The sequence below is a fragment of the Variovorax sp. H27-G14 genome, from assembly GCF_046156345.1.
Classification (GTDB): Bacteria; Pseudomonadota; Gammaproteobacteria; order Burkholderiales; family Burkholderiaceae_C; genus Variovorax.
Map to the genome: position 1 here is coordinate 626198 of NZ_JAYLVN010000003.1, position 15146 is coordinate 641343.

Below are 15146 nucleotides of genomic sequence, written 5' to 3' on the forward strand. Positions count from 1 at the left end.
ACTGGGTTTAGAATTTGGGCCAGATTCAATTTTTCTGGCCCAAATGCAATCCATCGGTATCGCCGAAGCCAAGAACAACTTCTCGGCCTTGATCGACCTGGTCGAAAAGGGCGAGGAGGTTCGCATCACCCGCCACGGCAAGGAAGTGGTGCGCATGCTGCCGGTGCGGCGCAAGCCGGTCATCACCGACGAGCAGATCCAGCGCGAGCTCGGCCAAATGGACGCGCTGCACGCCACCATCCAGCCCGGACCTTCCCTGAACGCCTTGCGCAACCAGGGGCGCCAACCATGACGGCCTTTGTCATGGACGCTTCGGTCACGGCCGCCTGGCTGCTGCCCGACCAAGCCAGCGAACATACCCGCAAGCTCTACGCCGCCATTCGGCGTGACGAATGCGAGCCGCAGGCGCCCAATGCCTGGCAGTGGGAGTGCACGAACATTCTTGCCAACGGCGTGCGCAGCGGGCGCATTCCATCGGCCGCGGTCGAAGGGCTGTGGAGCGTGCTCGACGCCATTCGCCACCGCGTGGAGCTGCATGAACTCGCGCCCGCGCAGCACAAGGCCGTGCTGGCCGTGGCCATCGACGCGGGCGTGTCCCAGTACGACGCGGGCTACCTGTGGCTTGCAAAATCGCTCAACCTTCCGCTCGCCACCTTCGACGAGCAACTCATCAAGGCCGCGCCCAAGGCGGGCGTCAAGCTGTTCGACATTTCAACGCTCTGAGTCCAACGCCCATGCAACACGACAAGATCCTCATCCTCGACTTCGGCTCGCAAGTCACCCAGCTTATCGCCCGCCGCGTGCGCGAAGCCCATGTGCTGAGCGAAGTGCACCCCTGCGACGTCACCGACGAATGGGTGCGCCAATACGCCGCCGACGGCCACCTGAAGGGCGTGATTCTTTCGGGCAGCCACGCCAGCGTGTACGAGGAAACCACCGACAAGTGCCCGCAGGCCGTGTTCGACCTGGGCGTGCCTGTGCTGGGCATCTGCTACGGCATGCAGACCCTGGCGCACCAACTGGGCGGCAAGGTCGAAGGCGGCCACAAGCGCGAGTTCGGCTTTGCGGCCGTGCGCGCCCACGGCCACACCGCGCTGCTGAAGGACATCGCCGACTTCACCACGCCTGAAGGCCACGGCATGCTCAATGTGTGGATGAGCCACGGCGACAAGGTGACCGAACTGCCGCCGGGCTTCAAGCTCATGGCCAGCACCGACAGCTGCCCCATCGCCGGTATGGCCGACGAGGCGCGCCGCTACTACGGCGTGCAGTTCCATCCTGAAGTGACGCACACCGTGCAGGGCAAGGCGCTGCTCGAGCGCTTTGTGCTGGGCATCTGCGACGCCAAGCCCGACTGGGTGATGCACGACCACATCGCTGAAGCCGTGCAGAAAATTCGCGAGCAAGTGGGCGACGAAGAAGTCATTCTGGGTCTGTCGGGCGGCGTCGATTCGAGCGTGGCTGCCGCGCTTATTCACCGCGCCATCGGCGACCAGCTGACCTGCGTGTTCGTCGACCACGGCCTGCTGCGCCTGAACGAAGGCGACCTGGTCATGGAAATGTTCGAAGGCAAGCTCAACGCGAAGGTGATTCGCGTGGACGCCAGCGACCTGTTCCTGGGCAAGCTTGCCGGTGTGAGCGACCCTGAGGCCAAGCGCAAGATCATCGGCGGCGAGTTCGTCACCGTGTTCAAGCAGGAAGCCGCCAAGCTGAAAGCTGGCGACGGCGGCCACAAGGGCGCGACCTTTTTGGCGCAAGGCACCATCTACCCGGACGTCATCGAGTCGGGCGGCGCCAAGAGCAAGAAGGCCGTCACCATCAAGAGCCACCACAACGTGGGCGGCCTGCCCGAGCAGCTCGGCCTGAAGCTGCTCGAACCGCTGCGCGACCTGTTCAAGGACGAAGTGCGCGAACTGGGCGTGGCGCTCGGCCTGCCACCCGAGATGGTGTACCGCCACCCGTTCCCCGGCCCGGGCCTGGGCGTGCGCATCCTGGGCGAAGTGAAGAAGGAATACGCCGACCTGCTGCGCCGCGCCGACGCGATCTTCATCGAGGAGCTGCGCAACTTCAAGGACGACGCCGGCAAGAGCTGGTACGACCTCACCAGCCAGGCCTTCACCGTGTTCCTGCCGGTGAAGAGCGTGGGCGTGATGGGCGATGGCCGCACGTACGACTATGTGGTCGCGCTGCGCGCCGTGCAGACCAGCGACTTCATGACGGCCGACTGGGCGGAGCTGCCGTATGCGCTGCTGAAGAAGGTGTCGGGACGAATCATCAACGAGGTGCGCGGCATCAACCGGGTGACTTACGACGTGTCGAGTAAGCCGCCTGCGACGATCGAGTGGGAGTGAGCGGCGAAAGCACTGGCTCGGGCTATCGCAATGATCGACCTTCACAGGTTGTTCTATGCGGTCCGGCCTGACTCAGCAGCCAGATCGATGGCCGTCCATGCCATGCAACGGCAAATGGCGGCGAATGGCTTGTCCGGTCGTCATGTTCCGCCGGAGTATTTGCATGCCACGCTTCACTGGTTGGGAGACTACGAAGGCATACCGCATGAACTGCAGTGTCGAGCGAAGGAAGCGGGCGGCAGTGTCGAGGTTGCGCCATTCGGCGTTGGTTTTGACCGTATCGGTAGCTTGGGAGGCGCGGGGATGGGGGGCCTGGTGCTGACCGGTGCTGCGGAACTGAAGAAGCTGCGCCAGCTTCAACGCTCCCTGGCATCGGCGATGAAAGCTTCCGGAATCGGCCACCACATTCGCGAGCGTTTTAACCCTCATGTGAGCTTGCTCTATTGCGATGAACATGTGCCCCGTGAACCGATCGCGCCGATTCGCTGGCCAGTGGACGAGCTGGTATTGATAGACAGCCTCGTAGGCCGCAGCAAACATGTCGTCGTGGGCAGATGGCCATTGCAAAGCCGGCAGATGGATTTCGGCGATTGGTGACGCCGGGCCGTGGTGACGCGCAGTGAGTCAAGCCGTCCATCTCCCGCGCCAGCAAAGCGCTCATTTTTCGACGGTGGAAGCGACGGTAAAGTACGGTCTCCCGCCACCTAAGAGCAAGCATCCATGCGGGCTTCCAGTCCTCGAAAACCATCGAGTGGCGTGACAAGATTGAACGGTGGCCGCAGATCCTCCTGAACACCGGATATCCCAGCTGCCAATTCCGTCTAGGTCGGCTTGTCGCGAAGCCTGTTCGCTCGGCACTGAGTGAGTGAGGCAGCGCATGAATCAACCCAGTGGCTGTTGACCGCCGGTTCCCTTCGCGGTTGCGATCTCGAGGCGCAATGCCGGCTTGCACCCGCGGCCAGGCCAGCGCAAGGGCGTCTCGCTGCTGCGTGATCGTCTGCAACAGGTCGGCTTTGTTTGATGCGACTGCGAACTCCGCCTTACACGCACCCCGCACGTGGGCAATGCCTCATCGCCTAGGATGCCTGCCTGTTCGTCGCCCCGTCGAACGATGGTGCACCGGCTTCGCTTTTCGCTTCTAGCGACACATGCAAAGCGCCGGATGCCAGCCACCTCGCACCGCGAGCCAGCCCGCCACTGCAATCTTTCCAGCGCCTGCCATCGGCCGTGGGGCGGCCTTCTCATTTCGAAGGACGCTGACATGCACCCGGATACTTCCACGCTTCGCACCGACGCACGCCGTGCGCTCGACCTTTTGCTCGAGCGGCACTCGCCCTGGCCGCTGACCGAACCCGCGCCGTCCGCGCTGGAACTCGACCTCGTGTTCCAGGCCGCGTTGCGCGCCCCCGACCACGGGCAGCTGCGGCCCTGGCGCTTCGTGATCATTCGCGGCGACGCGCGCCTGGCCCTGGGCAAGGTCTTCGCGCAGGCCGCGCGCTTGCGCGATCCGCTGGACGACGGCGAGCGCTTCCGTGGCAAGGCCATGGCCGCGCCCCTGCTCATTGCCCTGTGCGCCCGCGTGCAAGCGCCACACAAGGTGCCGGAGTCGGAGCAGGTGCTTGCCGTGGGTGCCGCGGCCATGAACATGCTCAACGCGCTGCACCTGCTGGGCTATGGCGGCTTCTGGGCCACCGGGCTCAACAGCTACGACCGCCACGTGCAGCAGGCGCTGGGCCTGCAGGACGCCGACCGCCTGCTGGGCTTTCTCTACGTGGGCACGCCGAAGGAGGCGACGTCCGCGCCCGCGCGCCACGCACCCGACGCCTTCGTGCGCGAGTGGACGGGCGACACGCTGTACCGGCCTGAGACCGACCCGGCCTCCGTGCGCTGATCGCGCTCAGAGCCGGCCTGGCCCTGAGGCTCTGAAGCCTCGCGCGCCTAGAAGCTCGCCTTCAGCCCCACCGTCAGCATGCCGCCCTTGGCCTGCTTCGACAGCTTGCCGAAGTAGTCGTAGTCCGCCGTGATCGCCAGGTTCTGCGTCACGCGGTACTCCGCGCCGAAGCCCGCCATCACGCCGGTCGAACTGCCCGAAAAGCGCTGGCTGCCCGCCACCGCGTTGTCGTTGCCGGAAATGCGTCCGCGCGAAATGCCCAGGCGGCCGTTGATGGCGAAGGCATCGCCCAGCGGCAGGCGCGCGGTGGCGGCCGCATAGAAGGCCTGGCCCGAGCCGCTCTGCTGCGTGAAAACGCCGTAGGCCGACGTCCACTGGCTCACGCGGCCCAGGCGCGCATAGCCGGCTTCCACGCCGAAGTTTTCGGTCAGCCGGTAGCCGCCGTACAGCTTGTAGGCCGTGCCGGCCTTGCTGTTTTTCTCGCCGCCCCAGGGCAGAGGAACGCTGTTGGACGAGGAAAGGCTGAAGCTCGACCGACCGATAGCGCCGCCGGCATACAAGCCCGTGTCCTTCTCTGGTCCGGCGGCGTGCACACCCATCGCGAAGGTGCCCAGAAGAAGTGCGGCAAGGAGGATGGGAAGGGCGGAGGCTTGCGAATGCTTCAAGATGAAATTCCTGGTTGGAGTCGTAGAGATCTGTGAAGCTGGTGTGCAGCGCGTTGCCTGCTCACCAGCGTCCGACGATTCTCAAATTCCAATCTGAAGGCCAGCTTGGCGCTTGCTGAAGAGCGCATGAAGGCGAATGACCTCGCATGAGGGGGCACAAGCCATGGGCGATGATCGAGGCATGTCAGAACAGTTTCTTCTTCCCGGTATCGATCCCCCGCCGCGGCCCCTGCCACGCCCTCGCAACAAGGCGCAGCGCAAGGAACCCCAGCCGCATTCGCTTTTTCTCGCACTGCTTCCCTCCACCGCTCATGCCGCATCGGCGGCTGCGCTCGGCGAGCGCATGAACACCCGGCACGCACTGAAAGGCACCTTGGTCGAGGCGCATCGCCTGCACGTCACGTTGTTCGATCTGGGCGACTACGCACAGGTGCCGGCCGACAAGGTGGCGCAGGCTCGCAACGCGGCTGCATCGGTCGCGCTGCCGGCGTTCGACATCGTCTTTGAAAAGGCCATGAGCTACCCCAAGGGCGCGCTGGTGCTGTGTGCCGACGCCGAAGAAAACATCGCGGCCCTCAAGGCCTTCCGCCAGCGCTTGGGCGAGGCGCTGGCCGATTCGGGCCTGAAGCCCCCGCGCGCCTTCACGCCTCACATGACGGTGGCCTACGCGCGGCGCAAGCTCGAAAAACATGCGCTCGAAGAACCGCTGCGCTGGACCGCGGGCTCGTTGGTGCTGATCGACAGCCATGTGGGCGAGGGCGTGCACGAGGTGCTGGGTCGATGGCCTGACGTCGCACCCGATACCGAACGCGATGCGATGTTCGACAGCGCTCTGGCCAACGAGGACGCTTGACGTGAGCGCGCCGCTGCTGGTCTGCCTCGACGTGGACTACCGCGGCAACAAGGCGGCCGCCGCGGGCATCTGGTTTCGCGGCTGGAGCGCCGAACAGCAGGAGGCGCAGGCCGTCGCGTATTTCAGCGACGTGGCGCAGTACGAGCCCGGCGAGTTCTATCGCCGCGAGTTGCCCTGCCTGCTCGGCGTGCTGCGCGAAGGGCCGGCGGCCGACATCGTCATCGTCGACGGCTATGTGTCGCTGGAGCAGGGCCACCCGGGCCTGGGCGCGCATCTGCATGCGGCGCTCGCGCACCAGGTGCCGGTGGTCGGCGTGGCGAAGACGGCCTACCGCAGCGCGAGCGAAGCGGTTGAGGTGCGCCGCGGCCAGAGCGGGTCGCCGTTGTTCGTGACGGCCGTCGGCATCGACGTGGCGCTTGCCGCGGCCGAGGTGCGCCGCATGCACGGCGACCACCGCATGCCGACGCTGCTGCGCGCCGTCGACCAGCTCGCGCGCCGGGCGCCTCTGCGATTTGCGCAAGTTGCGCCAGGTGCATCGGGTGCGCCGGGTCCGCCCGGTGAGCCCGATCAGCCCGCTCCAGCGGGCTGATCGCCATCCGCAAAGTTGTCGAACAGCAGCCCGCGCAACCACTGGTTGCCCGGGTCGCGGTGCACCTTCGCATGCCAGAACAGGTTGATGGCAATCTGCGGCAGCGCCACCGGGTGAGGGCGCCACACCAGCCCGAAGGGCTCGGCAATGCTCTGCGCCAGCCGCTCCGGCACGGTCGCGATCATGCCGCTCGATCGCAGGATGTGGCCAATGGCCACGAAGTGCGGCACCCGCAGCCGAATGCGCCGCTGAATGCCTTGCGCCGCCATCACGTCGTCCGCCTTGCCGTGGCCCGTGCCGGCGGCCTGCACCTGCACATGGTCGGCCGCGCTGAAGTCCTTCAGTGACACGCTGCGCTTGCGCGCCAGCGCATGCTCGCCGGAAAACAGGCACACATAGCGCTGCAAGAACAGCCGGCGCTGGAACACGCCCGCCTTCAGCTGAGGCAGCAGGCCGATGGCAATGTCGACATGGCCGGCCTCCAGTTCTTCACGCAGGTTGGTCGCGGTGTTGTTGCGCAGGGTGCTGATGGTCACGCCCGGCGCGGCCACCGACAGTGCCTCCATGAGCCGTGGCGTGAAGTAGATCTCACCGATGTCGGTCATCGCGAGCGTGAAGCTGCGCGTGCTGGTGGCGGGGTCGAACACCACCTGCTGGTTGAGCGCGGTGTGCAACGCGCCCATGGCGTAGGCCACCGGCTCGGCCAGTTGCAGCGCGAAGGGCGTGGGCTCCATGCCGCGCGCGGTGCGTAGAAACAGCTCGTCGCCCAGCAGCTTGCGCAGCCGCGCCAGCGCATTGCTGATGGCCGGCTGTGAAAGCCCGAGCGACGCGGCCACGCCCGACACGCGCTTCTCGGCCAGCATGCGGTCGAACACCAGCAGCAGGTTGAGGTCGATGTCCTTGAGTTGCATGACTTGCCTTTGCACCTTTATTCACGGCAGTGATGAAGAGGATTCACCAAATTCTATTGGTCAATCGGCAAGCGCCGCGCATCATCCGCCCCAAGAGACAAGCTGGTCATGACGCCGGCGCAAGAGAGCCCCACCGATGGACCTGCATATTCACCCCCTTGCCCGCACCCTTCAGGTTCGCCCCGGCGCAAACCTGCTCGAGGTGCTTCGCGAGCACCACGTGCCCGTGTCGTACAGCTGCATGTCGGGGCGCTGCGGCACCTGCCGCTGCAAGGTGGTGTCGGGTCAGGTGCTGGACGCCGGGCAAGACGCGATCCGCCCCGACGGGCAAGGCGAGCGCTACGTGCTCGCCTGCCAGACCACGCTGACCGAAAGCTGCGCCATCGAGATCCCCGAGCCCGACGAGGTTGTGGTGCATCCGGCGCGCATCCTCAAGGCCACCGTGACCGGCATCGACGTGCTGACCCACGACATTCGCCGCCTGCGCCTGAAGCCCAACAAGCCGCTGGAGTTTTCTCCAGGCCAGTACGCGCAACTTCAGTTCGCGCCCGACCTGGCACGGCCGTATTCGATGGCCGGCCTCAGCCGCGACGCGGAGCTTGAATTCCATGTGCGACGTGTGCCGGGTGGGCGCGTGACGGCCCACATCTTCGATCAGCTCGCGGTGGGCGATTCGGTGCGCGTGAGCGGGCCGCTGGGCACCGCCTACCTGCGCACCCAACACCGTGGGCCGATGCTGTGTGCCGCGGGCGGCACGGGGCTTGCGCCCATCCTGTCGATCGTGCGCGGCGCCATCGCGGCCGGGCTCACGCAGCCGATTCACGTCTACCTGGGCGTGCGCTCCAACGCCGACGTGTACGGGCTGCAGGAACTGCGCGAACTGCAGGCACTGCATCCGGCCCTGAACGTGCACGTGGTGGTGGTCACCGGCCCGGCGCGCGACAACCAGCGCGTGGGCCTCATCACCGACGCCATCCGCGCCGACTGGCCGGGCCAGCTCGACGGCTGGCGCGCCTACCTGTGCGGCTCGCCGCCGATGGTCGAGGCCGTCACCCAGCTGGTGCGCGGCCGCGGCCTCGCACCCGAGCAGACCCATGCCGATGCCTTCTACCTGCAGGGCACCTGAAGCCACCACCACGAACAAAAAAGGAGACCCCGATGACCGCGCAAAACGTGTTCCCCATCGCGCTGCAATGGGAAAGCGACAAGAGCAGCCGCATTCCCTTCATGGCCTACACCGACGAGGCGTTGAACAAGAAAGAGCTGCAGCGCTTCTTCTACGAAAAGCACTGGTGCTACGTGGGCCTGGAGGCCGAAATTCCGAACCCGGGAGATTTCAAACGCACGGCGGTCGGCGAGCGTTCGGTCGTCATGTCGCGCGACGAAGAGGGCGTGATCCACGTCTTCGAGAACGTCTGCGCGCACCGCGGCATGCAGTTCTGCAGAGAGCGGCACGGCAACCGAAAGGAGTTCGTCTGCCCCTACCACCAGTGGAACTACACGCTCAAGGGCGACCTGCAGGGCGTGCCTTTTAGGCGGGGCGTGAAGCAGGACGGCAAGGTCAACGGCGGCATGCCGGCCGACTTCAAAACCGAGGACCACGGCCTCACCAAGCTCAAGGTGGCGTCGCGCGGCGGCGTGGTGTTTGCGAGCTTCGACCATGAGATCGAGTCGCTAGAAGACTTTCTGGGGCCCGACATCCTGCATTACTTCGACCGCCTGTTCGACGGCCGCAAGCTCACCATATTGGGCTACAGCCGCCAGCGCATTCCGGGCAACTGGAAGCTCATGCAGGAGAACATCAAGGACCCGTACCACCCGGGCCTGCTGCACACCTGGTTCGTCACCTTCGGGCTCTGGCGGGCCGACAACAAGTCGGAGCTGAAGATGGACGCGCATGGCCGGCATGCCGCCATGATTTCCACGCGCGGCACCGGCGGCAAGGCAGCCCAGGTCACGCAGGTGTCGAGCTTCAAGGAGAGCATGCAGCTCAAAGACCCGCGCTTTCTGGACATCGTGCCGGAGGACTGGTGGAAGGGCCCGACGGCGGTGCTGATGACGCTGTTTCCCAGCGTGATCCTGCAGCAGCAGGTCAACAGCGTTTCGACCCGGCACATTCAGCCGGTGGGCCACGACGCCTTCGATTTCGTGTGGACGCACTTCGGCTTCGAGGAAGACACCGAGGAGATGACGCAGCGCCGCCTGCGCCAGGCCAACCTGTTCGGGCCGGCGGGTTTTGTGTCGGCCGACGACGGCGAGGTCATCGAGTTCTCGCAGCAGGGCTTCGAGCAAAAGCCTTTTCACCGGACGCTGGCCGAGCTGGGCGGGCGCGAGGTCGAAAACACCGACCACATGGTGACCGAGACGCTCATTCGCGGCATGTACCGCTACTGGCGCGAGGTGATGGACGCATGAAAAACCTCGACGCCAACGCCTACCTCGACCTGGCCCGCCTGTACGCGGCCTATGCCCACGCGGTCGATTCGGGCCAATGGGAGCTGTGGCCCGCCTTCTTCACCGAGGTGTGCAGCTACCGCCTGCAGCCGCGCGAGAACCATGAGCGCAACCTGCCGCTGGCCACGCTTTCTTTCGAGAGCCGGGGCATGCTGGAAGACCGCGTGTACGGCATCAAGGAGACGCTGTTCCACGACCCGTACTACCAGCGCCATGTGGTCGGCCTGCCGCTGGTGCACCAGGTCGATGAAGACGGCAGCATTCACAGCGAGGCCAACTATGTGGTGTTCCGCACCAAGCTCGACGGGCCTTCGACGGTGTTCAACGTCGGGCGCTACATCGACACCGTGGTGCCTACGCCCGAGGGCCTGAAGTTCGCATCGCGCCTGTGCGTGTTCGACAGCGAGATGATCCCGAATTCCATCATTTACCCCATCTGAAAACAGGGCAGAGCCATGCAAGAAAAAGAACCCGAGACACACGGCGCGCCGCTGCGCCGCTTCACCGACCCGGCCTATGTGCCGCTGTGCGCCAACCTGGCAGAGGTGCGCGAGAACATCGACCGGCTCGACCGCCAGATCGTCTCGCTGCTGGCCGAACGCGGCCGTTATGTGAAGGACGCGGCGCGCTTCAAGCGCGACGCCTTCCAGGTCTCAGCGCCGCAGCGCCAGCTGGAGGTGATCGACAAGGTGAAGGCGCTGGCCGTGAAAGAGGGCGCCTACCCCGAGGTGGTCGAGGCCGCCTACCTCGCGCTCATTGCGGGCTTCATCGCGCGCGAGCAGCAAGACCACCTGGGCATGACCGCCGTGGAGGCCAAGCCATGAAGCTCGCTCGCCTTGCGCATCTATCGATGGCCCTCACCGCAACCGCCATGGCCGTTGCGGCCCACGCGCAGGAATGGCCGCAACGCCCGATTCGCATCGTGGTGCCGTTCGCGGCCGGCTCGTCACCCGACATACTTGCGCGCATCGTCAACGACAAGCTGTCGGCGCGCATCGGCCAGCCGCTGATCGTCGACAACAAGCCTGGCGCGGGCGGCAACACCGGCACCGACCAGGCATCGAAGGCGCAGCCCGACGGCTACACCTTCTTGCTGTCGGTGAACGCGCCGCTGGTCTACAACACGGTGCTCTACAAGAACCTGCCCTACGACCCGTTCAAGGACCTGGTGCCGGTGTCGCTCGCGGCCACCACGCCCAATGTGTGCGCGGTGTCGAATTCGATGAACGTCGATTCGGTCAAGGGCTGGCTCGACGCCATGAAGCGCAACCCGGGCAAGTTCAACTTTGCCTCGACCGGCAATGGCTCCATCTCGCACCTGGGCGTGGAGTTGGTCAAGCTCAAGACCAACTCCTTCGCGGTGCACATTCCGTATGCGTCGTCGAGCCAGGCGGTCACGGCCCTCATTCAGGGCGACGTGCAGTACGCCTGCCTGCCGCCGGTCACGGTGATGCCGCAGGTGAAGGCGGGGCGGCTGAAGGCGCTGGCCGTCACGTCGGCCGAGCGATCGGCGCTGCTGCCCGATCTGCCGACGCTGCGCGAGTCGGGCCTGCCCGACATTCAGGCCGTGCCGTGGTTCGCCTACATGGCGCCCAAGGGCACGCCGCCCGAGGTGGTGCAGCGCATGAGCCGCGAGATTGCCGCGGTGCTGAAGGAACCCGAAACGCTCAAGCGCCTGCAGACCGCGTACTTCGATCCGGTGGGCAGCACGCCCGAGGCATTGAACAAGTTCATGGTCGAGGAGCTGCGCCGCTGGAAGCCCGTGATCGAGCGCGCCGGCCTGAAGCCCGACAACTGATCCCCACGCCAGAAAGAAAAAACAATGAGCACGATGACCTGGGTCGACGCCGCGGCGGTCGACGACGTTCCCGCCGACGACGTGGTCGGCATCGAAGTGCAAGGGCGCGACATTGCGCTGTACGGCACCGACGATGGCATTCACGCCACCGACAACATCTGCACGCACGGCCATGCGCGGCTGTGCGACGGTTTTCTGGAAGGCCATGAAATCGAATGCCCGCTGCACCAGGGTCGCTTCGACGTGCGCAACGGCAAGGCGATGTGTGCGCCGCTCACGCAGGACCTGCGCAGCTACCCGGTGAAGATCGAGGGCGGGCGGGTGTTTCTGGCGTTCGAGGGCTGATCTGTTGCGGCTCTGATCGCCGTCTTCTGTATCTGTTTTTCCGCGAAGGGGCTGGCGACAATGGCGCTCCTTTTTGCGGAACAGCCATGACAGAAACGACCCGAGACCAGATCGCCGACCAGATTGCCGCCGAGCTGGGCCACAGCTTCGACGGCGAGATCATTGCCGGCGGCCACTACGTGCCGCTGGTGCGCGACGGCCGCACGGTCTACCTCAGCGGCCAGGTGCCGCGCGTGGGCACCACGGTGGTGGTTACCGGGCGCGTGGGCGACGCGGTGTCGCTCGACAAGGCGCGCGAAGGCGCCCAGATTTCCACCTTGCGCAGCCTCACGCTGCTGCGCCGCGCGCTCGGTTCGCTCGACGCGGTAGAGAAGGTTTTGCGCGTGGGCGTGTTCGTGCAGTGCACGGCCGACTTCACGCAGCAAAGCGAAGTGGCCGATGCCGCGTCGGACCTGCTGCACCGTGTGTTCGGCGAGGCCGGCGTGCATGTGCGCACGGCGGTGGGGGTGTATCAGCTGCCGAAGAACGCGAGCGTCGAGGTCGAGATGACCGTCGCAGCCAAGCAGAACATCGGCTAACTGTTGGCGAGGTTAGGCGAGGCGGCCGGGCCGGCAAGCTCGACCAACTCGCGCGCCAGCTGCGCGATGGTCAGCGGCGCGCAGCCTTCGGCGTTGTTGCTCACGGTGACGAAGGCGTTCTGCCCCGCGCGCGTCGTGCCCGCAATCACCTTGGCCAGCGCGGCGCGGGTTTCGGGGTCGGGGTCGACGATCTTGTCGAACGGGCCGTAGAGCTTTTCCGCGTCTTCATACCCAAAGCGCCCATGGCGGCGGTGCAGGTTCCAGCGGCACACCAGCGGACCGGGCCACAGCGCACGCAGCATCGGCAACTGGTCTTCGATGGGCGGCATCTTCGCGTGCAGGCCCATGCAGAAGGTGGCGCCCACGCTGCGCAGCATCTGGGCGAAGGCGGGGCTCAGCAGTTGCGGGTCGCGCACCTCGACGGCAACGACGGCGTCTGGCGCGGTCTGCTTCAGGTCGGGCAGCGCGTCGATCATCTCGGCAATGCGCGCGAGCAGCGCGGGCGGGTCGGCCAGGATGTGACCCGGAATCGGGCTCAGCTGGAACACCAGCACGCCGATGCGATCGCCCAGGCCTTCGAGCGCGGGCAACACGAACTCCTGCCGCGCGATTTCCGGGCTCAGGAACACCGGGTTGGCCTGCATGCCGCGGCCGCTCTCGTCGCGCACGGTGGCATCGGTGACCAGGCTGGGTGCCTTCACCATGAAGCGGAAGTCGCCGGGCACCATCGCCGCATAGCGCGCGTACTGGCTGGCGGTGAGCGCGCGGTAGAAGTTGCGGTCCAGGCTGACGGTGCGAAACAGCGGATGCCTGGCAAGCGCCGAGAGGCCGTTCTTCGACAGCACGCTCTCGGCGTATTCGCCGTCCCACACCAGGTCGGCCCAGCCGGGGTAGCTCCATGACGAGGTGCCCAGGCGCAGGTGGGGCGACAGCGCGGCGGCCAGTTCGACCAGTGCGGGGTCGGTGGGGGCGGGCTCGACGGTGCCGGTGCGGGGTTTCTTCTTTGCGGGCACTCCCGATTCGGCTGCGGGTTCGGCTTGGGTATTGGCCTTGCCCTTGCCCTTGCCCTTGGCCTTCGCAGGCAAGGTCGCCAAGGGCGCCTCCTCGGGCGGTGGCAGGTCGGGGAAAAGAGAGTCCTGTACTTCGGCCATGTGTGGGGCCGCATTCTCATCCAACACCGGACCGTGTGGCCGCGGCGGGCACAATCCGCGCCATGAAAAAGTGGTTGCGTACGCAGGGTGGTTGGTGGCTGGCATGGCTGGCGCTGACGGCCGTGGGAGCGGTGTGGATCGCGCGCGCCGAGCTCGCGCAGATGCACCAGGACTTCGAGACCGACGTGCGCATCGCGCACCGGCTCATGAGCCAGCAGATGGTGCAGTACGACGCCGTGCTGGCCACGCTCGCGCTGCTGGAGCCCAGCAACGGCGCGGACCACCCGGAGCAGCGCCTGCCTTCGGTGTACTCGTCGATCCTGCGCGTGCAGCGGCGCGAGCGCGACGAGGCCTGGCAGGACGGCGCATTGCCCGGCGCCACGGCGCAGGCACTGGCCGCGGCCGAAGCGCGCTCGCGCGAGCAGCACCGTGCCGACCTGGTCATGCTCGACCTGGCCCACGGCCGCTATGTGCTGGTGACGGGCGCCACGCCCTTCAGCTATGCGCTCGACATCGACCTGGCCGGCTCCGTGCCTTGGCGCGACTGGCCCATGAACCCGCAGCGCAGCCCGGTGCGCCTGAGCCTGCAGCGCGACGGCCAGCAGCTGGTGCTGCAGCCGGGTGTGCCGGGGGCCCACGGCTGGCGCTTCGAGCTGACCAAGGCACTGGCGTCGCCGAGCCAGCCGTTCGACGTGGTGGCCGAGCGGCAGGTCGGCTGGGGCGAGCTGCCGTGGCGCGGCATCGCGGGCTGGGCGGTGGCCATGGCCGCGCTGCTGGCGGGGCTGTGGGCCGCGCAGCGCCAGCGCGTGGCGCGGCGGCGGGCCGAAGAGCTGTTGCGGCTGGGGCAGGTCGCGCGGCTCAATGCGCTGGGCGAGCTGTCGGCCGGCCTGGCGCATGAACTCAACCAGCCGCTGACCGCGGTGCTGGCCAATGCGCAGGCCGCACGTCGCCTGCTCGACGACGATCCTCCGGACCTGGCCACCGCGCGCAATGCCATGGGGCAGGCGGTGGAGCAGGCCCGCCGCGCGGCCGGCGTGGTGGGGCGCCTGCGCCGAGTCATCGAGCGACCCGAGGCCGGCGGCGACATGAAGCCGCTGGTGCTGCAGGAGGTGGTGCGCAGTGCCATGCACCTGCTGGCGCCCGAGTTCAGCCAGCGCACCGTGGCCGCGCAGTTCGATGCCACCGCGCAGGCGCCGGTGCGCGTGCAGGCCGAGGCGGTGGCGCTGGAGCAGATCGTGCACAACCTGCTGATGAACGCGCTGCAGGCGCTCGACCTGGTGCCCGCCGCCGAGCGCCGCCTGGTGGTGTCGGTCGGGCGCAATGGGCAGGAGGGCGTGCTGACCGTGACCGACAACGGACGCGGCATTGCGCCGGAGGCCTTGCCCCGGCTCTTCGAGCCTTTCTTCAGCACGCGCGAGGGCGGCCTGGGCCTTGGCCTGAGCCTCAGCGAAACACTGGCCAGCGGCATGGGCGGCAGCCTGGGCGCGGCCAACGTGCTGCCGCGGGGCGCGCGCTTCACCTTGCTGCTGCCGCTGGTCGCGCCAGCGAACTAAGGCTGTC

18 protein-coding genes are annotated in these 15146 nt (G+C 66.7%); 15 read left to right on the forward strand and 3 right to left on the reverse strand.

From position 1 onward, the window contains the following. The first annotated feature begins 43 nt into the window (after positions 1-43). The 5 genes from VLK31_RS11950 (at position 44) to VLK31_RS11970 (ending at position 4242) form a co-directional block, all read left to right on the forward strand. Positions 44-292, forward strand: coding sequence for a type II toxin-antitoxin system Phd/YefM family antitoxin (locus VLK31_RS11950; protein WP_409168602.1), 249 nt, complete (start codon positions 44-46; stop codon positions 290-292). After that, the gene (locus VLK31_RS11955) at positions 289-723 is read left to right on the forward strand and encodes a type II toxin-antitoxin system VapC family toxin (RefSeq protein WP_409168603.1); all 435 of its coding nucleotides are present in this window, start codon (positions 289-291) and stop codon (positions 721-723) included. Before VLK31_RS11950 ends, VLK31_RS11955 begins: the two co-directional genes overlap by 4 nt. Positions 724-734: 11 nt before the next feature. Continuing rightward, positions 735-2351, forward strand: coding sequence for a glutamine-hydrolyzing GMP synthase (guaA, locus tag VLK31_RS11960; RefSeq protein WP_409168604.1), 1617 nt, complete (start codon positions 735-737; stop codon positions 2349-2351). Between the two features lie 87 nt (positions 2352-2438). Then, the gene (locus tag VLK31_RS11965; RefSeq protein WP_409168605.1) at positions 2439-2948 is read left to right on the forward strand and encodes a 2'-5' RNA ligase family protein; all 510 of its coding nucleotides are present in this window, start codon (positions 2439-2441) and stop codon (positions 2946-2948) included. Positions 2949-3612: 664 nt separating this feature from the next. Beyond that, on the forward strand, positions 3613-4242 hold the full coding sequence (locus tag VLK31_RS11970; protein ID WP_409168606.1) for a nitroreductase: 630 nt from the start codon (positions 3613-3615) through the stop codon (positions 4240-4242). Between the two features lie 47 nt (positions 4243-4289). Here VLK31_RS11970 and VLK31_RS11975 read toward each other — a convergent pair whose 3' ends face one another. Next, positions 4290-4907 (reverse strand): porin family protein, encoded by a 618-nt coding sequence (locus VLK31_RS11975; protein WP_409168607.1) that lies wholly within the window; start codon positions 4905-4907, stop codon positions 4290-4292. A 343-nt stretch (positions 4908-5250) separates the two neighbouring features. Between VLK31_RS11975 and VLK31_RS11980 the strand changes: the two genes are divergently transcribed. Continuing rightward, positions 5251-5760, forward strand: coding sequence for a 2'-5' RNA ligase family protein (locus VLK31_RS11980; RefSeq protein WP_409168608.1), 510 nt, complete (start codon positions 5251-5253; stop codon positions 5758-5760). A 1-nt stretch (position 5761) separates the two neighbouring features. After that, a complete protein-coding gene (locus VLK31_RS11985) occupies positions 5762-6349 on the forward strand; it encodes an endonuclease V (RefSeq protein ID WP_409168609.1) in 588 nt (195 codons plus the stop codon). Here VLK31_RS11985 and VLK31_RS11990 read toward each other — a convergent pair. Beyond that, on the reverse strand, positions 6328-7260 hold the full coding sequence (locus tag VLK31_RS11990) for a LysR family transcriptional regulator (RefSeq protein WP_409168610.1): 933 nt from the start codon (positions 7258-7260) through the stop codon (positions 6328-6330). The genes VLK31_RS11985 and VLK31_RS11990 overlap by 22 nt on opposite strands. Before the next feature lie 136 nt (positions 7261-7396). On the opposite strand from VLK31_RS11990, the gene VLK31_RS11995 reads away from it, so the two are divergent. The 7 genes from VLK31_RS11995 (at position 7397) to VLK31_RS12025 (ending at position 12435) form a co-directional block, all read left to right on the forward strand. Continuing rightward, a complete protein-coding gene (locus VLK31_RS11995; protein WP_409168611.1) occupies positions 7397-8386 on the forward strand; it encodes a 2Fe-2S iron-sulfur cluster-binding protein in 990 nt (329 codons plus the stop codon). Between the two features lie 32 nt (positions 8387-8418). Continuing rightward, positions 8419-9675 (forward strand): aromatic ring-hydroxylating dioxygenase subunit alpha, encoded by a 1257-nt coding sequence (locus VLK31_RS12000; RefSeq protein WP_409168612.1) that lies wholly within the window; start codon positions 8419-8421, stop codon positions 9673-9675. Beyond that, positions 9672-10154 carry an aromatic-ring-hydroxylating dioxygenase subunit beta gene (locus tag VLK31_RS12005; RefSeq protein ID WP_409168613.1) on the forward strand — a complete coding sequence of 161 codons (483 nt, stop codon included), beginning with the start codon at positions 9672-9674 and terminating at the stop codon, positions 10152-10154. Before VLK31_RS12000 ends, VLK31_RS12005 begins: the two co-directional genes overlap by 4 nt. Before the next feature lie 15 nt (positions 10155-10169). Continuing rightward, the gene (locus VLK31_RS12010; protein WP_409168614.1) at positions 10170-10538 is read left to right on the forward strand and encodes a chorismate mutase; all 369 of its coding nucleotides are present in this window, start codon (positions 10170-10172) and stop codon (positions 10536-10538) included. Further along, positions 10535-11512, forward strand: a complete 978-nt coding sequence (locus VLK31_RS12015; protein WP_409168615.1) for a Bug family tripartite tricarboxylate transporter substrate binding protein — start codon at positions 10535-10537, stop codon at positions 11510-11512. Before VLK31_RS12010 ends, VLK31_RS12015 begins: the two co-directional genes overlap by 4 nt. 24 nt (positions 11513-11536) lie before the next feature. Beyond that, positions 11537-11857, forward strand: coding sequence for a non-heme iron oxygenase ferredoxin subunit (locus tag VLK31_RS12020; protein ID WP_409168616.1), 321 nt, complete (start codon positions 11537-11539; stop codon positions 11855-11857). A gap of 86 nt (positions 11858-11943) precedes the next feature. After that, positions 11944-12435, forward strand: a complete 492-nt coding sequence (locus tag VLK31_RS12025; RefSeq protein ID WP_409168617.1) for a RidA family protein — start codon at positions 11944-11946, stop codon at positions 12433-12435. On the opposite strand, the gene VLK31_RS12030 is transcribed toward VLK31_RS12025, so the two are convergent. After that, on the reverse strand, positions 12432-13586 hold the full coding sequence (locus VLK31_RS12030; RefSeq protein ID WP_409168618.1) for a DUF72 domain-containing protein: 1155 nt from the start codon (positions 13584-13586) through the stop codon (positions 12432-12434). The two genes, VLK31_RS12025 and VLK31_RS12030, sit on opposite strands and share 4 nt — an antisense overlap. Before the next feature lie 62 nt (positions 13587-13648). On the opposite strand from VLK31_RS12030, the gene VLK31_RS12035 reads away from it, so the two are divergent. Then, entirely contained in the window at positions 13649-15139 is a 1491-nt protein-coding gene (locus tag VLK31_RS12035) for a sensor histidine kinase (RefSeq protein ID WP_409168619.1), read from the forward strand. Positions 15140-15146: the final 7 nt, after the last annotated feature.